This window comes from Kitasatospora sp. NPDC058162 (assembly GCF_042884005.1).
In the GTDB taxonomy this organism is placed as follows: domain Bacteria; phylum Actinomycetota; class Actinomycetes; order Streptomycetales; family Streptomycetaceae; genus Kitasatospora.
The window spans coordinates 145,678-164,195 of the sequence record NZ_JBHVUS010000015.1 but is presented as its reverse complement, the minus strand read 5'-3'; the positions used below and the strand labels follow the sequence as shown (position 1 = coordinate 164,195).

The 18,518-nt window shown below is 74.1% G+C and carries 17 protein-coding genes; 7 read left to right on the top strand and 10 right to left on the bottom strand.

All coding sequences use genetic code 11. The features are described 5' to 3' along the window. Window positions 1-134: 134 nt before the first annotated feature. The gene (locus ACFVXG_RS25970) at window positions 135-737 is read left to right on the top strand and encodes a YceI family protein (protein WP_387930819.1); all 603 of its coding nucleotides are present in this window, start codon (window positions 135-137) and stop codon (window positions 735-737) included. A gap of 260 nt (window positions 738-997) precedes the next feature. Here ACFVXG_RS25970 and ACFVXG_RS25965 read toward each other — a convergent pair whose 3' ends face one another. Next, window positions 998-1,984 (bottom strand): LysR family transcriptional regulator, encoded by a 987-nt coding sequence (locus ACFVXG_RS25965; protein WP_387930818.1) that lies wholly within the window; start codon window positions 1,982-1,984, stop codon window positions 998-1,000. A 119-nt stretch (window positions 1,985-2,103) separates the two neighbouring features. Between ACFVXG_RS25965 and ACFVXG_RS25960 the strand changes: the two genes are divergently transcribed. Beyond that, complete coding sequence (locus tag ACFVXG_RS25960; protein WP_387930817.1) at window positions 2,104-3,372, top strand: MFS transporter; 1,269 nt, start codon at window positions 2,104-2,106, stop codon at window positions 3,370-3,372. Between the two features lie 9 nt (window positions 3,373-3,381). Next, entirely contained in the window at window positions 3,382-3,861 is a 480-nt protein-coding gene (locus tag ACFVXG_RS25955) for a macro domain-containing protein (protein WP_387930816.1), read from the top strand. Here ACFVXG_RS25955 and ACFVXG_RS25950 read toward each other — a convergent pair. Further along, entirely contained in the window at window positions 3,846-4,433 is a 588-nt protein-coding gene (locus tag ACFVXG_RS25950; protein WP_387930815.1) for a GNAT family N-acetyltransferase, read from the bottom strand. The two genes, ACFVXG_RS25955 and ACFVXG_RS25950, sit on opposite strands and share 16 nt — an antisense overlap. Window positions 4,434-4,465: 32 nt before the next feature. Between ACFVXG_RS25950 and ACFVXG_RS25945 the strand changes: the two genes are divergently transcribed. After that, window positions 4,466-4,615, top strand: coding sequence for a hypothetical protein (locus tag ACFVXG_RS25945; RefSeq protein WP_387930814.1), 150 nt, complete (start codon window positions 4,466-4,468; stop codon window positions 4,613-4,615). A gap of 10 nt (window positions 4,616-4,625) precedes the next feature. Further along, window positions 4,626-5,426, top strand: a complete 801-nt coding sequence (locus tag ACFVXG_RS25940) for a TetR family transcriptional regulator (protein WP_387930813.1) — start codon at window positions 4,626-4,628, stop codon at window positions 5,424-5,426. 94 nt (window positions 5,427-5,520) lie between these two features. Here ACFVXG_RS25940 and ACFVXG_RS25935 read toward each other — a convergent pair whose 3' ends face one another. Both ACFVXG_RS25935 and ACFVXG_RS25930 read right to left on the bottom strand, forming a co-directional pair. After that, complete coding sequence (locus ACFVXG_RS25935; protein WP_387930812.1) at window positions 5,521-6,801, bottom strand: GNAT family N-acetyltransferase; 1,281 nt, start codon at window positions 6,799-6,801, stop codon at window positions 5,521-5,523. A gap of 41 nt (window positions 6,802-6,842) precedes the next feature. Next, window positions 6,843-7,361 carry a GNAT family N-acetyltransferase gene (locus tag ACFVXG_RS25930; RefSeq protein WP_387930811.1) on the bottom strand — a complete coding sequence of 173 codons (519 nt, stop codon included), beginning with the start codon at window positions 7,359-7,361 and terminating at the stop codon, window positions 6,843-6,845. Between the two features lie 136 nt (window positions 7,362-7,497). Between ACFVXG_RS25930 and ACFVXG_RS25925 the strand changes: the two genes are divergently transcribed. Then, a complete protein-coding gene (locus ACFVXG_RS25925) occupies window positions 7,498-7,911 on the top strand; it encodes a type II toxin-antitoxin system VapC family toxin (protein ID WP_387930810.1) in 414 nt (137 codons plus the stop codon). On the opposite strand, the gene ACFVXG_RS25920 is transcribed toward ACFVXG_RS25925, so the two are convergent. The 6 genes from ACFVXG_RS25920 to ACFVXG_RS25895 all read right to left on the bottom strand — a co-directional run bounded on the left by ACFVXG_RS25920 (window position 7,896) and on the right by ACFVXG_RS25895 (window position 17,840). Next, window positions 7,896-9,173 (bottom strand): C40 family peptidase, encoded by a 1,278-nt coding sequence (locus ACFVXG_RS25920; protein WP_387930809.1) that lies wholly within the window; start codon window positions 9,171-9,173, stop codon window positions 7,896-7,898. The two genes, ACFVXG_RS25925 and ACFVXG_RS25920, sit on opposite strands and share 16 nt — an antisense overlap. Before the next feature lie 244 nt (window positions 9,174-9,417). Next, a complete protein-coding gene (locus ACFVXG_RS25915) occupies window positions 9,418-10,503 on the bottom strand; it encodes a hypothetical protein (RefSeq protein ID WP_387930808.1) in 1,086 nt (361 codons plus the stop codon). A 123-nt stretch (window positions 10,504-10,626) separates the two neighbouring features. Then, window positions 10,627-12,528 (bottom strand): threonine/serine exporter family protein, encoded by a 1,902-nt coding sequence (locus ACFVXG_RS25910; RefSeq protein ID WP_387930807.1) that lies wholly within the window; start codon window positions 12,526-12,528, stop codon window positions 10,627-10,629. Window positions 12,529-12,645: 117 nt separating this feature from the next. After that, window positions 12,646-13,299 carry a DedA family protein gene (locus ACFVXG_RS25905; RefSeq protein WP_387930806.1) on the bottom strand — a complete coding sequence of 218 codons (654 nt, stop codon included), beginning with the start codon at window positions 13,297-13,299 and terminating at the stop codon, window positions 12,646-12,648. Window positions 13,300-13,426: 127 nt separating this feature from the next. After that, window positions 13,427-15,784, bottom strand: a complete 2,358-nt coding sequence (locus ACFVXG_RS25900; RefSeq protein ID WP_387930805.1) for a hypothetical protein — start codon at window positions 15,782-15,784, stop codon at window positions 13,427-13,429. Between the two features lie 85 nt (window positions 15,785-15,869). Further along, a complete protein-coding gene (locus ACFVXG_RS25895) occupies window positions 15,870-17,840 on the bottom strand; it encodes an ATP-binding protein (RefSeq protein WP_387930804.1) in 1,971 nt (656 codons plus the stop codon). Between the two features lie 273 nt (window positions 17,841-18,113). On the opposite strand from ACFVXG_RS25895, the gene ACFVXG_RS25890 reads away from it, so the two are divergent. Continuing rightward, complete coding sequence (locus ACFVXG_RS25890) at window positions 18,114-18,437, top strand: hypothetical protein (protein ID WP_387930803.1); 324 nt, start codon at window positions 18,114-18,116, stop codon at window positions 18,435-18,437. The last annotated feature ends 81 nt before the right edge of the window (window positions 18,438-18,518 follow it).

Below are 18,518 nucleotides of genomic sequence, written 5' to 3'. Positions count from 1 at the left end.
GGCGCCCGGCTGGGCCGTTCGGGTGGTTGGGCGGGGTTCTCCGGACGCCATGGTTGAAATTTGAACGAAAGAGTCGTACGGTGGAGCCAAGAAGTTGAAGCCTAAACAAATGGCTTCGAACCCGAGGAGGAGCCATGGGCCTGTTCAACCGCACCAAGACCACCGCCGTCGCCGTCCAGACCCCGGCCGGCCCGGACCTGTCGCACCTGACCGGTGACTGGACGATCGACACCACCCACAGCGAGATCGGCTTCGCGGTCCGCCACGCGATGGTCACCAACGTCAAGGGCCGCTTCACCGAGTACGAGGGCAAGCTGCACCTGGACGGCGCCCGTCCGCACGACTCCTCGGCCGAGCTCGTGATCAAGGTCGCCAGCGTCGACACCAACCAGGCCCAGCGCGACGAGCACCTGCGCACCGGCGACTTCTTCGCCGCCGAGACCTACCCGGAGATCCGCTTCCGCAGCACCTCCGCCGAGGCGATCGGCGACGACTCCTACCGGATGACCGGCGAGCTCACCATCAAGGACACCACCCGCCCGGTGGTCCTGGAGCTCGACTACACCGGCAGCGCCACCGACGCGTACGGCGCCGAGCGGGTCGGCTTCGAGGGCAGGACGGTCGTCGACCGCACCGCCTTCGGCCTGACCTACAACGCGGCCCTGGAGACCGGCGGCGTGCTGATCGGCGAGAAGGTCAAGCTCAGCTTCGACATCTCCGCCGTCAAGGCCGCCTGACCCGGCCGCCCGCGGTCCCGTCGCGGACCGCCATCGACCCACCGCCCCTGCCTATCCCCCCGAGGCAGGGGCGGTGTGCTGCTCCCCCGGCACCGGCTAGGTCCTGTCCGGCCGATCTTGGCGGATCAGCCCGCGGCGTTGGGCGCCCGGCTGGGCGTGCCGGCGGATCGTCCTCGTACTGGGCGTACTTGGGCGATTCGCCGGTGCGTCCAGGCGGGATGCCCGGCGTCGCGGGCCCGGCAAGATCGGCCGGACAGGGCCTACGCCCCCGCGATCAGCGCCGCGTCCGCCGCGGGCAGCCAGCTGCCCGCCGGGCGGTCCAACCAGCCCTCGGCCGCGCCGAGTCCGGCCGCCGCGGCGGCCAGCGCCCGCAGCCCCGGGTGGCGCTCCCCCGGCCGGTGCACCAGGCTGACCAGGCTCAGCGGCACCGGGTCCACCAGCGGGACGTTCACCGCCCCCGGGATCCTCGGCCCGCCGACCGTGGTCAGCATCGGGTCGCCGTGCCGGGCCAGGTACCGGGCGGTCTCGTCCAGGCCCACCGGCGGGACGTACGGCTCGGCCGCGCGCAGACCGTGCTCGCGCAGCAGCCGGGCGCCGAGGTCGGCCCACTCGGTGGTGGCCGGGTTGCCCGCGCAGATGTCGACGGGGTGCCCGTCCAGGTCCGCCGGGCGCAGCGCCGGGCGGTCGGCCAGCGGATGGGTGTCCGCCATCATCACCGAGATCCGCTCCAACCGCACCGGCAGCTGGGCGAGTCGGCCCCGCACCGGGGCGGGCAGTCCGGCGAAGCGGCCGAAGGAGGCGTCCAGCCGGTGCGCCAGCAGTTCGGCGGCGGCCGCGGCCAGGCCGCCGTGGAAGCGGGCCAGCAGTTCGCCCTCCGGCCAGGCGGCGCGGGCCCGTTCCAGCACCCGGTCGGCGGTCAGGTCCGGGCCGGTGACGTCGCTGTTGAGGTCGAGCAGCAGCGGCCGGACGGCGGCCCCGGCGCCGCTGCCGAACCCGGCGAGCAGTTCGTCGTGCAGGGCGAGCAGGCGGCGCGCGCCGGGCAGCAGCCGGTGCCCGGCCGGGGTGAGGTCGACGCTGCGGGTGGTGCGGGTGAACAGCGCCTCGCCGAGCAGGCCCTCCAGGGTGCGGACGTCCCGGCTGAGCGCCTGCTGGGCGACGTACAGCCGCTCGGCGGCCCGGCCGAAGTGCAGGGTCTCGGCGGTCGCGACGAAGCCGCGGAGCAGACGGGGGTGCAGGTCACGGGGCATGGGCGGCAGATTAACAACACGGTGTTGTGGATGCGGCGGGAACAGGTGTTGGACGTCAGTGAGGAGACGCCGCGAGGCTTGGGGCATCCCCCTTCCGTCCTGACTTCCCAGGAGCCCGATTGCCCTCGCGCGCCCTCCTCGCCTCCTACCGCCGGCTGTTCGCGGCCCCCGGCGCCACCGCCTTCACCCTGGCCGGGCTGCTCGGCCGGCTCGCGCTGTCGATGAACGGCGTCTCGCTGGTGGTGCTGCTCGCCGAGCGGCGCGGCTCGTACGCGCTGGCCGGGACGGTCTCGGCGGCCGGGCTGGTCACCGGCGCGATCGGGATGCCGCTGCTCGGCCGCCTGGTGGACCGCCACGGGCAGTCGCGGGTCGCGGTACCGGCCGCGCTGTACACCGTCGTCCCGCTCACCGCCCTGCTGCTCTGCGTGCACCTCGGCGCCCCGGACTGGACGCTGTACCTCTGCTGGGCCGCCTCCGCCGCCGCCCCCAACCTCGGCGGCATGGCCCGGTCCCGCTGGGCGCACCTGTACCGGGACGACCCGGCCGCCCGGCACCTGGCCAACTCCTTCGAACAGGCCCTGGACGAACTCTGCTTCATGGCCGGGCCGGTGCTCGCGATGCTGCTCTGCACCACCGTCGCCCCGGAGGCCGGACTGCTCGCCGCGGGCACCCTCGGCAGCACCGGAGCCCTGCTGTTCGCCGCCCAGCGGCGCACCGAACCACCGCTGCCCGCACGGCCGTTGCCCGGGCAGCGGCACGGCTCCCCGCTGCGGGTGCCCGGACTGCGGGTACTGACGCTGACCTTCCTCGCCACCGGCATGGTCTTCGGCGCGACCGAGATCACCACCGTCGCCTACGCCGACGCGCTCGGCCACAAGGCGGCGGCCGGCCCGCTGCTGGGCCTGGTAGCGGCCGGATCCTGCCTGGCGGGGCTGCTGTTCGGGCTGCTGACCCCGCGCCGGGCCCCCGGGGCGCGCTTCCTGCTCGGGGTCGCGGCGATGGCCGCGGTCCTGCTGCTGCCGCTCACCGCCGGGCTCGGCGGGGCCGGGCTGGTGGCGCTCGGGGCGGCGCTGTTCGCGGCCGGCACGGCCACCGCGCCGACCATGGTGACCGGCATGACGCTGGTCCAGGAGTTGCTGCCGCAGCGGCAGTTCAACGAGGGGATGGCGGTGGCGGTGTCCGGCATCGTGGTCGGCATCTCGGCCGGGGCGGCGCTCGCCGGGACCCTCGCCGAGCGGGCCGCGCCCGGCACCGGCTACGCCCTGCCCGCCGGGGCGGCCGCGCTCGCCCTGCTGATCGCGCTGACCGGGCGGCGGCACCTGCGGGCGTCCGAAGACGCGCCCCTAGCCGCGGAAAATGGGGCGCGGGTTGTCAGTGCCTCCGTCTAACTTCGAGTCATGGCGGAAATCACCTACGTCCGAGGCGATGCCACCACGCCCCAGGGCAAGGGCGTGAAGGTGATCGCGCACGTCTGCAACGATCTCGGCGGCTGGGGCAAGGGCTTCGTGCTCGCGCTCTCCAGACGCTGGCCCGAACCCGAGTCGGCCTACAAGCGCTGGCACCGGGAGCGGGCGAAGAACGACTTCGGCCTCGGCGCCCTGCAGTTGGTGCAGGTCGAGCCGTACGTCTGGGTGGCCAACCTGGTCGGCCAGCGCGGCATCCGGACCGGGCGCTCCACCGGAGTGCCGGTGCGGTACGAGGCCATCGACACCGCACTGGCGGCCCTGGGCGGGCGCGCGCTCGAGCTCGGCGCCTCCGTCCACATGCCGCGGATCGGCTGCGGGCTGGCGGGCGGGCGCTGGGAGAAGGTCGAGCCGCTGGTGGCCGGCCGGCTCACGGCGCGCGGCGTGCCGGTGACGGTCTACGACGTCGACTGACCGGCGGCCCGACCGGCAGCCCGTCCGACAGCCCGACCGACGGGCGCGGCCGGCCAGGCGTACACGTACTCGGGCAACAGGTGCCCGCCCCGGAACACGCCCTCCTGCTCCCTGATCCGCTCGCCGCCCTCGCGTTCGTAGAAGGCGATCGCGCGGGTGTTGTCGCGCAGCACCTCCAAGTACAGCTCGGCGCCGGGGAACCGCTCGGCGACCTCGGCACGGGCGGCGGCCAGCAGGTCGCGGCCGATACCGCCGCCGGTGAGGCCCGGGCGGACGTGCAGGTTGTCCACCAGCACCCGGCCGTCGAGCTGCGGCACCAGATAGACGAATCCGACCACTTCACCGGCCCGTTCGGCGACCAGCAGGACGGGCGTGTTCTCCGGCGCCCCGTAGTCGACCGTCAGGCGCAGTTCCCACAGCTCGCGCCGCTGGGCGCCGAGCCCGTTCCCGAGCGCTTCGTCGGGGACGATCCCGCGGTAAGTGGCGCACCAACTCTCGGTGTGCAGGTCCGCGATGTCCGCGGCGTCCTGCGCTGCGCCGTGCCGAATGGTGTGCCGCTCTGGACCGGTCATGTGACGAGCCTCCCACAGAGATGGAGTTGAACATGTTCAACCGTACGGTCTACAGTTCCACCAAGGTTTTGAACGCGTTCGAAATGACGGGGGTGGTGTTCGTGGTACCGGATGCGGAGGGGGCATCCGGTGCCACGAACACCGACAACACCGACACCGGGTGGAACCTCGTCTCCGGTTAGGCTCGTGCCTGTGGACGACCTGGCAGCGACGAACCGAACGGACGGCGAGAAGGGTGCGGCCGACGCCTCGGCCGCACCCGGCACGGACGGTGGGCCCATGCCCGGCGGCCGGGCCCAGCCCAAGACCGACAAGAGCGAGGCGACCCGGGCGCTGATCCTGGAGACGGCCATGCGGCTGTTCCAGGAACGGGGCTACGAGAAGACCACGATGCGCGCCATCGCCACCGAGGCGGGCGTGTCGGTCGGCAACGCCTACTACTACTTCTCCGCGAAGGAATTCCTGATCCAGGGGTTCTACGACCGGATGACCCACGACCACGCGGCCGAGGCCAGGCTCCGCATGGCCCACACCCGGGACTTCGCCGAGCGGCTGCAGATCGCACTGGCCTCCTGGCTGGACACGGCCGCGCCGTACCACGAGTTCGCCGCGCAGTTCTTCCGCACGGCGGCGGACCCGACCAGCTCGCTCAGCCCGTTCTCCAACGAGTCGCACCCGGCCCGGGCGGTGGCCGTCAACCTGTTCCGTGACGTCCTCCAGGGCTCGGAGCTGGCGCCGAAGCTGGACGCCGAACTGGTCGAGCTGCTGCCCGACGTGCTCTGGCTGCACCTGATGGTCGTGGTGCTCTACTGGGTCTTCGACCGGACCGAGGACACCGAGCGGACCAGGGAGTTCGTCCGGCGCTCGACGCCGATGGCCGCCCGGGTGATCAACCTCTCGCGCTACCGGGTGTTCCGGCCGATCGTGCGGGACGCCAAGGGGCTGATCCAGGACTTCATCCTGCCCACGATCGGCAAGACGGCCGTCAAGTAGGCCTGTTCGGGGCCGAGTTGCGAACGCCGGAGGCCGGCCCGCGGTGTGCGGGCCGGCCTCCGGTGTCGTTCCGGGCGCTGTCACGGCGGGCCGCTCAGAACTCGGTCGGCGTCCAGGCCCGCAGCGGAGTGCGCAGCAGCAGGTCGGCGGCGGCCGCCGCACCCGGGCGCAGCTCGGTCAGCAGGGCGGCCGCGGCCAGCCGCGGGGCGGTCTCGGCGCCCAGGTAGAGCGCACCCAACTCGGTGGCGTCCAGGGCGAGATCGGCGTCGTCCTCGGTCCGGGTGCAGCGGCCGGTGCCGTCCTCGGCGACCTCGATCGCGAAGCGGCCGGAGGCGTAGCCGAGCCGGTCCTCGACCTCCAGCACCACCCGGCCGGGCGCGCCGTACGAGCGGGCGCCGAAGGCGGCCTCGACGTCCAGCAGCCGCAGCCACATGGCGTCGGAGTTCTCCTTGCGCGGGGTGGCCGCGCGCGGGTCCTGGAGCAGCAGCGGCAGCGGGTCGTCCGGGGCGATGCCCTCCACCACGACCTTGCGCACCCAGTCGACACTCAGCACCAGGCGCCACAGCTCGACGGCGGTAGGCAGGTCGAGGGCGATGAACTCGTCCACGGTGAGCGTGGAGTCGGGGTAGGCGCCGTCCCACTTGTTGTCGACGCGGTAGACGGCCATCCCGGTGACCGCGCCGTCGGCGTCCCGGTGGACGGCGGCGAACGGGGCCTTGAAGCTGTCGCCCGGCACCTGGATGCGGTTGGTGTGGCGCTCCCACCAGATCTCGTCGCGGGCGATCGCGCCCGGCTGGGTGCGGCGCCAGCGGTCGTACAGTTCGGCGCCGAGCTCGGCCTGCTCGGCCAGCGTCACGAAGTCGATCCGGCCGCCGGGCACGCCCGGCAGGCCCTCGCGCAGACCACGGGTGCGGCTCAGGTCGATGTCCCAGCCGCTGCCCCGGGTGGCGGGGCCGAAGCCGAACCGGCCGTAGATGTTGTACTCGGCGGCCATCAGGATCGAGACGGCGCAGCCGCGCTCGGCGGCGGCGGCGAGGTCGCGCCGCATCATCGCGCTGAGCAGGCCCCGGCGGCGGTGGGTGGCACTGACCGTGACGTTGGTGACCGCATCGGCCTGGACGACGGCTCCGCCCGGAACGGTGAGTTCGACGTCGAAGCTGCGGAAGGTGGCGATCTGACGGTCCCCGTCGAAGCCGGCCACCATCCGGTCGAGCGCCCACTGCCGGCGGCGCAGGTCCGGCGCGACGCCCGCGTGCGGGCGCAGGAAACCGAAGTTGAGCGCCCGGTTCCACTCCTCCACTTCGTCCACGGTGACGGCCCGGACCTGGACCCCGTTGACGGTCTCGGCGGCCGTCTGATCAGTGTTGTTGTGCATCGGGCCACCGTACGGTCGGTGTCCAGGGGGCAGCACCCGATTTAATCCGTGTCCGACCCTCGGCGGTGCTCGCCCGGCGTCACCACCCAATGGTTGGTGTGCAGGATCCGGTCGCCGAAGTCGAGGTCCCGCTCGCCGAGCAGCCGGAAGCCGAGCGAGCGGCAGATCCCGTTGGACGGACCGTTGGTGGTCCCCGGGTTGGCGTGCACCTCGCCCCAGCGGCCGTCCGCCGCCGCGGCGTCCAGCACCCGGCGGACGGCCGCCTTGGCCAGGCCGCGGCCCTGGAACTCGGGCAGCACCATCCAGCCGATCTCGGAGACGGTCACGCCGTCCTCCTCGTCCTGCCAGAGCGTCACCACGCCGGCCGCCCCGTCGCTGGCGTCCGGGACGATCACCTTGATCCAGGCGCTGTCCGCCGCCACCAGGACGAGGTCCTTGCGCAGCCGCACCTCCACCTTCTCCCGGGGCAGCGGCCCGCCCAGCTCGGCCATCATCGCCTCGTCGCAGCGCATCCGGACGTACGCCTCGACGTCGCCCGCTGCCACGTTCCGCAACCGCACAGTGCCTCCCCGGGAGTGGTCGGAGCGGCCAGGCTAACCAAGGCCACCGACAGCGGCGCCGGGCGGCGGCGGTCGGCGGCGTTCCGGGGTTCACTGGTCGGTGGACCGTTCCCGCCCGGTGAGGAGGCCGAGGGCCGTGACCAGGTACGTGATCACCCCGGAGGTGGCCCTGCGGCTGGTCGACGGCGGGGCGCCGCCCGCCGTCGGGCACCAGCTGCTGGCCCCGACGCTGCTGCGCTCCCAGCTGCTGTCCGCGCTGTACGGGGCGGTCCGGCGCGGCGAGCTGACCAGGCGGGAGGCCGACCACGCGCTCGACCGGGTGCGCGGCCTGCGGATCCGACTGCTCGGCGACCGCGTCCTGCAGTCCACCGCCTGGACGATCGCCGACCGGCTCGGCCACCCCGACACCCTCGCCGCCGAGTACCTGGCGCTGACCCGGCTCCAGGCCGACGCCCTGGTCACCCTCGACCCGGAGCTGGCGGCGGCCGCGCGGGGCGTGGTGCCGCTGGCCTCCGTCGAGGAGCTCACTGAGGCTCAGGGCCGGGCGTAGTAATCGGGGGTGCCCATGATCCAGAGGCTGGCCTGCTTGACCGGCATGCCGACCCGTGGGGCCTCGATCATCTGGTCGTCGCCGATGTAGAGGCCGACGTGGTGGATGTCGGCGGAGCGGCCGGTGTCGGTCCAGAAGACCAGGTCGCCGGGGCGCAGCTGGCGGTAGCTGACCGGGGTGGACTGGGCGTACTGGTCGGCGGCGAAGTGGTTGAGCTGTCTGCCGCCCTCGCGCCAGGCCATCATGGTCAGCCCGGAGCAGTCGTAGCCCTCGGGCCCCTCGCCGCCCCAGATGTAGGGCAGGCCGATCTTGGAGCGGGCGAAGGCGATCGCGGCGGCCGCGCCCTCGGCCGACCACGGCCGGTCGCCGGGCGGTGCCGCCTGGGCCTTGGCGGCGGCGGCAGCCGCTGCTTCGGCCTCGCGGGCGGCCTGTTCGGCGGCGGCGCGGGCGGCCTCCTCCGCCTCGCGGGCGGCGATCGCCTCCAGTGCCTCGTGCCGTCGGCGCTCCAGCTCGACGGTGGTGTTCCGGGCGGCCGCGAGTTCGGTGAGCAGCTGTTCCCGGCGCCGGGCGGCCGCTGCGACCTCGGTCTGCTGGGCGGCGAGCCGCTGTTCCGCCCTGGTCCGGGCCGCGCCGACCTCGGTCGCGGCCTTCTCGGCGGCCGCGGTGGCGGTGCGGGCGGCGGCGGAGGCGCTGCGGGCGGCGGCGGCCGTGGAGGTGGCGGCGTCCAGGATCTGCCGGGTGCGCGCGCTGACCACGCCGATCACGGCGGCGCGGTCGCCCGCCTCGCGCGGGCCGTGGGCGCCGAGCAGGGCGTTGAGGGCGGACAGTTCGGCGCCCGCGCCCTGCCGGTAGGTCTCGGCGGCGAGCCGGGCCGCATCGTCGGCGGCCGTGGAGCGCTCGGCCTCGGCGGTGGCCGCGCGCCGGTTGGCGGCGGTCTCCTCGGCGCGGGCCCGGGTGAGGGCGAGTTGGGCGCCGTTGTAGGCCTCGACGGCCTGTTCGGCGCTGCGGCCGGCCCGGTCGAGTTCGGTGCGGGCGGCGGTGAGCGCGGTCTCCAGTGCGGCTGCCGAGGCGGCCTTGCCGTCGGCCTCGGCGCGGGAGCGGTCGATCTCCTCGGCGGAGGGGTACGGGCCCTGGCCGGCCGGGGGTTGCGCCTGCGCCGATTCAGCCTCTGACGGGTCCGCCGGGGCGGCCTGGGCGGCGGGGAGCAGCCCGAGCAGGGCGGTGAGGGACAACAGGAGGGTCGGCAGGATCCTGCGTGCCACGAGACATCCCTTCTCACGGGTCCGGAGGGGACGGCGGCGGTCGCCGTGCGGCGCGCGGCCTCGGGGGCTGCGGTCGAGGCGGCGGGGATCCGACGAATCATCCCATCACGTGACAGAACGGTCACTCGCCGCTCATGTTCTCAACTCCGAGGGATTTCACACCTCGAACGCGCTCCGCCGGCCGGGTGACCATCCGATGATCCGACCGGGTGTCAGCTCCGCTCGGGCGTCAAGGGTATGCGAACTAGCGGTGGATACGACGGGTCTTGGTCCGCAGGTGGGGGTGTCGGCCGGGGCGGGGTTCCTGGCCGGTCGGGCCGACCGCGTACGTCCGGTGGCGTCCGGCCCGGACCGCGCGGCGGCGCCGCTGGGCCCCGGCCGAGCGGGCCGGGAGGCCGCCGGAGGCCCCTTCGGCCGGTTGCGGGTGCGCCGCGGGGGCCTTCGCCGCCGCCCCGGCGACCGCGGCCGAGCGGCGGTCGGCCAGCCGCGCCTGGCGGCGGGCCAGGGCCCGGGCGGCGTGCGCGTCGAGGTGGGCGGAGGCCCGGGCGGCCATCCGCTCGGCGACCCGGTGGGCGGCCGGGTGGTTGGCGGGCACCTTGTCGGGCGCGCCGGCGATCAGGTCGAAGAGCCAGGTGCGGGCGCGGTCCGCACGCCGGTGCAGCAGGCGCTCGCGCCGCAGCGCACGCGCCCGGCGGCGGGAGCGCGTGGTGTACCGCCAGCGGGCCCACGGGCTGCTCGGGCGGGCCAGCCGGATCGCGCCGATCCAGGACAGGCCGGGGATCATGATCCCGAGCAGGCCGGTCCACACCTTGCCCTTGAGCAGGGTGATCACCGAGGCCAGCGCGTTCACCGAGATCACGGTGATCAGGCCCCACCGGGTGTCCTCGCCGGGCACCACGCCGAGCGGCACGTACCCGATCAGCAGCAGGGCGGTGAACAGGATGCCGAAGATCACCGCGTCCACCGACTTGCGGCCCTGTTCGCTCCAGTACACGTCGTCCAGGTGCAGGATCAGCGCGAACTCGTCCAGCACCAGGCCGCAGCCGATGCCGAAGGCCAGCCCGAACCAGTCGATCCACGGGGTGCCGCCGTAGGTGGCGAACACCCCGATGCCGCCGAGCAGCAGGAAGCCCAGCCCGAACACCATGTGGTGGATGTGCAGGCCGCCGGGGGTGACGTTGCCAGGCCACCAGCGCACCTTGGCCCGGATCATCCGCACGCTGAACCGGATGAAGACGAAGGAGGTGATGAAGCCGACCAGCAGCAGGAACAGCGGTTGCTTGTGCGCGTTGACGATGTGCTCGCGGTAGCTGTCCAGCATTGTCGTCATGGGTCTTACCTTCGTTCCTGGTCCTGCGTCCTGCCTGCCGTGACATGGCCCGGGGCCCAATAGCCGCCCAACACGGTTCCGACCAGAACCCGGCCGGGACCCGGTACCGGGCTCAACGCGCGGTCAGAACCCCCGGGTGCGCTTGGCCGCCCGGCGCGGCACCGCCGGGTAGAGCGAGGGCAGCTCGGCGCCCACCGGCAGCTTGAGGAACAGCCGGGCGACCTCCCCGCCGAGGTTCACCCCGACGGCCAGCGCCATCGCGATCGCCGCCGCCCGGAAGACCGACACCAGGCCGGTGCTGGAGTGCCCCTGGGCGAAGGCCAGCATCCCGAGGTAGAGCGCCGAACCCGGCATCAGCGGGCCGATCGCGGCGGTGACGTACGGCAGCGCCGAGCTGTTGCGGGCCCGCGCCATCAGCTGGCCGAAGAGGCCGACCAGGCCGGCCGCCACCCCGGTCGCCGCGATCGGGTTGACGCCCGCGTTGTAGACCAGCGCGCCGTAGCTGGCCCAGCCGATGCCGCTGTTGAGGGTGACGAAGGCGAGGGTGCGGCGGTCGGTCTGCAGCAGCGTGGCGAAGGCCAGGGTCAGCACCATCGCGGCGATCATCTGGACCGGCGGGTAGCTGATGCCCACCAGGCTCTCGTCCGGCTTGAGCTTCGCCTCGAAGCCGACGCCCAGGTAGAGGATCATGATCACGCCGATCACGATGCCCGCGACCAGGTAGATCACTTCCAGCAGACGGGCCGCGGCGGTGATGTAGAAGCCGGTCAGGCCGTCCTGGACGGCGGCGACCAGCGCGCGGCCGGGCAGCAGGGCGAACAGGCCGCCGGTGATCACCACCGAGCCGCGCAGGCCCCAGTCGTTGAAGGACAGGATGATCCCGGAGGCGGCGGCCGGCATCGCGGCCGCGACGAACTGGTAGAACTCCGGCAGCCGGCGCTTGGCCAGCGCCGAGGCCAGCCGGTCGCCGAGGACGGCCGCGACGAAGGCGCTGCCGAAGACCAGCCAGGCCTTGTCGTCGAGCCGCCCGCCGACCAGGAAGGTCGCCGCGCCGGCCAGCAGACCGGTGGTCAGGGCGAGGAACCAGGACGGGTACGGGTGCCGGTTGCGGCGGATCACGGCCAGCCGGCGGTAGGCGTCGTTGACCGTCACCTTCTCCGCGGTGATGTCCGCGACCAGCTGGTAGACCGCGTTCAGCCGGGTGTAGTCGGAGGTGCGGCGGCGCACCACGCGGTCGGCGGTGACCGGCGGCTCGACCAGCGAGGGCTGGTGCGAGATGCCGATCAGGGTGAAGGTGACCTGCGGCTCGCAGCGGTCCAGCCGGTAGGCGTGGGCGATGCCGAGCATCGCCGCCTCGACGTCCTCGGCGGCCTCGCCGCTGGCCAGCAGCAGCTCGCCGATGCGCAGCGTCAGGTCGAGGATGCGGGGGACGTTGCGGGCGGCGGCCGCGGAGGGGTGCATCTCGCGGGCGGTGCGCTCGAAGGAGGGGCGCTCGGACATCGGGGTGCGCAGCAGGGTGCGCATCCGGTCCGGCCAGGGCGCCTCGCCGGGGGCGCCGGTGGTCAGCTCGGGGATCGGGATGCCGGTGGGCGGGGTGTAGCCGGCCTCGCGCCACTCCTCGGGGGTGAGGGTGTCCTCGGCGACCGAGCGGCGGCGGGCCGGACGGGCGGGCGCCGGGCGCTCGTCGGACGGGTGCTCGGCGGACGGGTGCTGTTCGGTACCCGGGTCCCGGGGGCGGAGGTCGATGGTCAGCTCGGGGTGCGGCTCCAGAGCGGGCCCCGGCTCGGGCTCGGGCGAGGGCTGCGGCTGCCGCTCGGGGTTCAGCAGCCCCTTGGTCTCCGTGATGGGCGGCACGAGCGGCACCACAGTGGTGGGCTCGACGATCGGGGCCGGGTGGCCGAGCAGGCCCTCGGTGGGCGGTGCCTCGGCGGGGTGCACCGGCTTCGGCGGCGCCTGCCGCACCTGGCGGACCGCCCGGCCTCCCCTCGCCCGCTTGCCCGCACCCGGTCGGCCCCGCTTAGGCACTTCCGCTCCTTGCCGCCCCTGGTGGCCTCCGCCACCGTTCGATCTCGGGTACACCTTGCCTGATCGAACAGCCGGACGCACATGTACGGGACGTCCCGCAATGGAACGCCCAGGCACCTACCCGGCGCGGTGGCCTGCGGTGTCGGCCGCTCCGGACCGGCGGGCCCGGAGCAGTTCGACCGCCACCGGGACCACCGAGACCAGCACGATGCCGACCAGGATCGCCTCGATGTTGTCCCGGACGAAGGGGATCCGGCCCAGGAAGTAGCCGAGCACGGTGACCCCGGCGCCCCACAGCACCCCGCCGACCACGTTGAACAGCACGAAGCTGCGGTAGTTCATCCTGCTCACCCCGGCCACGATCGGGGTGAAGGTGCGCACGATCGGCACGAAGCGGGCCAGCACGATCGCCTTGGGGCCGTGCCGGTCGAAGAAGGCGGCGGCCTTCTCGACGTTCTCCTGCTTGAAGACCCGGGAGTCGGGGCGGCGGAACAGGCTCGGTCCGACCTTCCGGCCGAACAGGTACCCGACCTGGTCCCCGGCGATCGCGGCCAGCACGATCAGCGTGCAGACCAGCCAGAGCGGCTGGTGCAGGTAGGTGCCGCCGGCCACCAGCAGGCCGGTGGTGAACAGCAGCGAGTCGCCGGGGAGGAAGAAGCCGATCAGCAGGCCGGACTCGGCGAAGACGATGGCCAGGATGCCGATCAGGCCGAAGGTGGAGATCAGGGTGGTCGGATCGAGCCAGGACGGGCCGAGGGCGATGCTGGTCACGGTGCGGGCGCTCCTGGAGGTCGAGTCTTGGCAATGCAAGGGTAAAGCAATGACAAAGACTCGTCGGGGCGCGGGATGGTTCCCCCGGCTCACCCTCACAGGGGGGTGAGCCGGGGAGCCCGCACGCTCAGAGGTCGTAGCGCTCGACGATCCCGGCGTGCCGGTCGAGGTCCGCTCCGGCCGCCTCGGCCAGGCCGATCCAGGCGAGCGGGTGCGCCCAGCCGGCCGTGAGCCGGTGCAGCAGCGCGTCGGCGGCCTCCGCCGAGGCGGTCGGCGGGACGCCGAGGGCGGCGTAGATGCCGGGCAGCGTCTCGTCGTCCTCCGCCGGGTCGGTGATCCGGTACTGCTCCCCGCTGTACGCCCAGACCGCGTAGCCGGCCGTCCGCAGGTCGTCCCGGAAGCCGGACCAGGCCTCGTCGCCGGGCCAGGCGCCGTCGATCCAGTACGTGGTGAAGCCCGCCGGGTCGAGCGGGGTCAGCAGGGCGAAGACCGGGCGCCAGTTCTCCCGCTCCTCCTCGGGGGCGTCCTCGGCCGACCGGCCCTCCAGCAAGGCGGGGGCGAAGACCACCACGTCGCCGTGGTTGAGCGTCAGGTCCTCGCCGAGCACCGGCAGGATCCGGGCGGTGGCCGGGCCGGTCCGGACGGCGGGCAGGTCGGCCGTGGCGCCGTTGGTGCGGGTGGCGCGGACGGTGATCAGCTGCCACTCCTCGTCCACCGGGCCCTCGGGCTCGTCGAACTCGATGCCGATCCGGGCGCCGGTGGAGCGGACCACGGCCCAGTCCCGGTTGGCGCTGGCCACGGTGATCAGGTGCCAGAGGTCGGGCTCCTGGACCGTCCGGTGGAGCTGCTCCTCCCCCGCCTCCTCGGCGGACAGCGCGTGCTCCAGCAGCTCCTGGTAGAGCCGCTGCGCGGTGGCGTGGTCGCCCAGTTCGGTCGCGGCGGCCGCGGCCAGCCGGCGGGTGTTGATCCGGCTCGCCTCGAGCGCCAGGATCGCCCCGCACTGCTCCAGCACCTCGGCCCAGCGGCCCTCGGCGGCGGCCCAGCGGGCGCGTATCCAGTGCGCGTCGGCCGGGGCGGTCGCGGCCAGCCGGTCGGCGAGGCGGCGGATTCCCTCGGCGTCCCCGGCCTCGATCAGGACCTGGCCGAGCGTGCCGACCAGGTCCTCGCTGCCCGGGTCGGCGTCCAGCCGCTGCCACAGCAGGTCGGCGGCGGCCCGGGCGTGGCTCAGGCCGCCGAGCACGGTGGCCAGCAGCACGGCCAGCTCGGTGGCGCCCGCGGGCTCGCCCCGGTACTGGTCCAGGGCGGCGGAGAGCAGGTCGGCGCCGGGCTCGACGGGCAGCTCGGCCTCGGCCAGGTAGGCGATCAACTCGCCGGGCGGTGCGGGCAGTTCGGGCACCGGCAGCGCCTCGGCGGCCGCGCGCAGGGCGGCGACCTCCCCGGCCACGCCCTCGGTGCGGCGCAGCTGGGTCAGCTTGCGCTCCCCGGTGGCCGCGAGGGTGAGCGCGACCGTACGGGCGCCGCGGGCGAGGGCCAGCCGGCCCGCCGCCAGCAGCAGGTCCACGCAGGGGCGGTGCGAGCCGGTGCCGTCCAGGTAGCCGACCCAGCCGGCCAGCACGGCGCCCAGCTCGGCGTCGTTCTCCCAGGCCCCGGCCGCGACCAGCAGCTCGACCGTCCGGGTCCAGGTCTCGCGCAGGTCGGCGTGGCGCTCGGCCTCGGCCCGGGCGGGCAGCAGGGCGAGCGCCTCCTCCGTCCGCCCGAGCGAGGCGTGCGCGCGGGCCCGCAGCAGGGCGCCCCAGCGCTGGTCGCTCTCGTCGAGCTCCTCGTCCCGGGCCCGGGCGGTGCGATCGGTGGTGTCCAGCAGGGCGAGCACCTCCTCGTGCCGGCCCAGCAGGTGCAGGGTGCCGGCCCGGGCGCGGTGGAAGCGCAGCGAGACCTGCTGGCCGGCGGCCTGCATCCGGGCGGCGGCGGTGTCCAGGTGGGCGAGCGCGTCGGCGGCCCGGCCGTCGTCCTCCAGGGCGTCGGAGTACTCGCGGGAGAGGCAGTCGTAGCAGGCCCGGCCGGGCTCGATCCGCTCCAGCGTCTCGCCGACCACCTCCAGGCGCTCGGTCACGTACCCGGGGCCGTCGACCCGGGCGTGGCAGATCGCGAAGTCCTGCACCACGCAGACGGACTGGGGGCAGCCGGCCGTCTCCTCCCGGTGGGCGAACTCCAGCAGGTCGACCGCCTCGGGCATGACCGACTCGCCCTGCTGGCGCTTGTTCAGCAGGTTCTGCATCCGCCAGTGCCGCAGGTACACCTCGACCCAGGGCAGGCCGAGGGCCCGCGCGGCGGCGACCGCCTCCGGGTAGACCGCGTCGAGCTGCTCGTTGCGGCCCTCGGTGGCGTGATCGGGCAGCTCGTAGATCGCGTCGGCGAGCCGCTCGTGGCCGGCCTCGCGCAGCTGCTGGTGGGTGTCGCGCACCCAGGCCCAGATGTCGGTGGTCATGCCGGTTCCCCCTGCGTCGTGCTGATGGGTGTGCTGTTGTGGGCCGTGGGCGATCCGTGCGCCCGGGGGCCCGTCGGGCCGTGCGTCACGCGTCGCCCCCGAGGGCGCCGGGGCTGTCCGGGACGTCCGGCAGCCCGGCCGGGACGGCGGCGGTGAGGGCGGAGACGGCGGTGCCGATGCCGGCCAGCGCGGCGCCGAGGTCCCCCTCGGCGGGGCCGGTGGAGGCCGCCGCCATGATCACCTTGAGCGAGCGGAGCAGTCCGGCCGCGGTGGCGCTGCCGGTGTGCCCGGTGCGGTAGGCGGCCAGCAGGTCCCGCACGGCCGGGCAGTCCAGGTTGAGGTAGAGCCGGGCCTTGACCTCGCCGTCGGTGCGGGCGGTGAACGCCCGGGCCAGCCGCAGCGCGGCGGACGGGATCCGGGCGTCGGCCTGGTCGTCCTCGATCCGGGCCTTCAGCTCGGCCTCGCGGTCGGGCACCAGGACCAGCGGGAGGCCGGGCGGGTCGAAGCGGGCCGGGACGAGCTGCTCGCCCGGGTCGGCGAGGGCGCCGGCCAGCCAGGCCGACTCCTCGGCGGGGAGCGGGCGCTCCGGGTCGCGGAACAGTTCGCGGTTGCCCTGCTCGCTGCCCAGCTCGACCAGCCGGCAGCCGCGCAACTGGGCGTAGCGGCGCAGGAACGGCAGGACGGCGTAGCGGTCGCCGCGGGCGATCGGCACCCGCATCGCCCGGTACAGCATCTCCTCGAAGCCGCCGCCGCTGCCGAGCGCGACGTGCACCGCTCCCCCGCCGGACGCCCGCAGCGCGCCCGCGGTGAGGTCGCCCTGCGAGGTGGGCACCGGGACGTCGTCGGCGAGCAGGGTGAACAGCCGGTCGTCGCAGAGGGCGGCGCCGAGCAGCTCCTGGCCGTGCCGGGTGAGGATGCGGCGCCAGACGGCGGGCCGCAGCCGGGCCGTCTCGTACAGGCCGTCCACGATGGCGTCGGTGAGGGCCTTCTGCAGCGCGCGGTAGTGCTCGTCGCGCTGGAGGTCCTCGCGGCTGGCGGTGGGGGTGAGCCGGCTGGACTCGACCACGCCGCCGATGAACCCGGCCCAGCTGGGCAGCAGGTCGCGGGCGTCCTCGGCGAGCAGCATGCCGCGCAGGTAGACGGCGAGGTCGCGGTTGTCGCTGCTGCCGTAGGTGCCGCCGTCCTGGACCCAGAGCAGGCCGACCGCGTCGGTGCCGCCCTCGGCGGCCCCCTCGCCCGGGACGGCCCCCTTGCCCTGGACGGGCAGCACGGGGAAGGCGGTGAGCGGCTCGAAGCGGCGGCCGAAGGCGGTGGCGAAGCGCATCCGGGCGGCGTACTGGTCGCCGTCGGGGTTCTGGCGCCAGGGCACCTGGACGGCGTTGACGGGCTGGTCGTCGTCGCCGACGTAGACCGGGATGGGCAACAGGACGCAGTAGCGGCCGAGGACTTCGCGCAGGGCGTGCTCGTCGGCGAGGTGGGCGTGCTCGGCCTTGAGCGCCAGTTCGACGACGGTGCCGGGCTCCGGGCGGGCGGGCACCGGGTCGACCTGGTACTGCTCGCCGCCGCGGCTGCGGTAGCGGTGGCCGAGCTGCGGCTCGCGGTGCGAGGTGGTGGTGACGGTCACCTCGTCGGCGACCGAGAAGGCGGAGAGGAAGCCCAGGCCGAAGGCGCCGATGAGCTCCTGGTTGCCGGTCAGTTCGCGCAGCATCCGGGTGTAGCCGGTGCCGACGGTGGCGAGGTAGGCGTGGATCTCCGGTTCGGTGAGGCCCGCCCCGGTGTCCTCGATGGCGACGGTCCGCCGGATGGCGTCGGCGCGCACCCGGATCCGCGGCCGGTGCTCGCCGTCCGGGTCCTCCAGGAACCGGCGGGTGTGCGAGTCGTGGGCGTTCTGGACGAGTTCGCGCAGGGCGACCAGGGGTGTGGAGTAGAGGTGGGTGGCGAGGACGTTCACCAGGCCGCCGAGGTCGACCTCGGTGGTGCGCAGGTCCTCGGCGGGGGTGGGCTCGGTCGGGGTGGGCTCGGTCGGGGTGGGCTCGGTCGGGGCACCTTCAGACATGGGTCCTCAGTGTGCCAGTGCGACAATCCGTCGACCATTTCTTTCTATGCATCAGTCGACGTATCAGCGGACCATCGGTCTTCCCTGACGAAATGACGGATTCCGGTCAACTCGGAATTGACCGCTCCCCCACCATCGAGGGAATAGCCACCCGTTCGGTGGAGTTCGTCCACGTCACTGGTGAATGCTGAACGTGCGACGTCAGGCAACGGCGCCACGGAGCGGCCACTCCGGATCGCGCCACTTTCGCACTTCCAGCTCAGGGAGACCAGCGTGTCCCGTATTCGCGCAGCCGCCGCCGTCACCGCCCTCGGGGCGTTCCTCCTCGTCGGCGTCGGTGCCGCCACCGCGCACGCCGACAACGGCGCCGGCGCGATCGACCACTCCAACAGCAGCGTCGTGAACAACGTCGGCTCCGGCAACGTCGTCGGCTCCGTCAACGGCAACCTGGTCAGCACCCAGCAGACCGCCACCGGCTCGGGTGCGAGCAACCAGAACAACGGCCTCGCCGTGGCGGGCAACGGCGGCAACGTCGGCGCCCTCCAGGGGAACGGCAACTTCGACGCCCGGGTCTACTACCCGCACGTCCTCTACTAGCCGGGCCGACCGGGCCGATGCCCGGTCGCACCCCACGGGCCGGGTGCCCGCCGCCGTTCCGACGGCGGCGGGCACCCGGCC

Bases quoted from the DNA above. Each gene is read 5' to 3' on its own strand.
- ACFVXG_RS25915 (WP_387930808.1), bottom strand. From the start codon at position 10,503: ATGACGACAATGCTGGACAGCTACCGCGAGCACATCGTCAACGCGCAC.
- ACFVXG_RS25945 (WP_387930814.1), top strand. From the start codon at position 4,466: ATGTTCAACCGTACGGTCTACAGTTCCACCAAGGTTTTGAACGCGTTC.
- ACFVXG_RS25950 (WP_387930815.1), bottom strand. From the start codon at position 4,433: ATGACCGGTCCAGAGCGGCACACCATTCGGCACGGCGCAGCGCAGGAC.
- ACFVXG_RS25935 (WP_387930812.1), bottom strand. From the start codon at position 6,801: ATGCACAACAACACTGATCAGACGGCCGCCGAGACCGTCAACGGGGTC.
- ACFVXG_RS25965 (WP_387930818.1), bottom strand. From the start codon at position 1,984: ATGCCCCGTGACCTGCACCCCCGTCTGCTCCGCGGCTTCGTCGCGACC.
- ACFVXG_RS25900 (WP_387930805.1), bottom strand. From the start codon at position 15,784: ATGACCACCGACATCTGGGCCTGGGTGCGCGACACCCACCAGCAGCTG.
- ACFVXG_RS25955 (WP_387930816.1), top strand. From the start codon at position 3,382: ATGGCGGAAATCACCTACGTCCGAGGCGATGCCACCACGCCCCAGGGC.
- ACFVXG_RS25970 (WP_387930819.1), top strand. From the start codon at position 135: ATGGGCCTGTTCAACCGCACCAAGACCACCGCCGTCGCCGTCCAGACC.
- ACFVXG_RS25895 (WP_387930804.1), bottom strand. From the start codon at position 17,840: ATGTCTGAAGGTGCCCCGACCGAGCCCACCCCGACCGAGCCCACCCCG.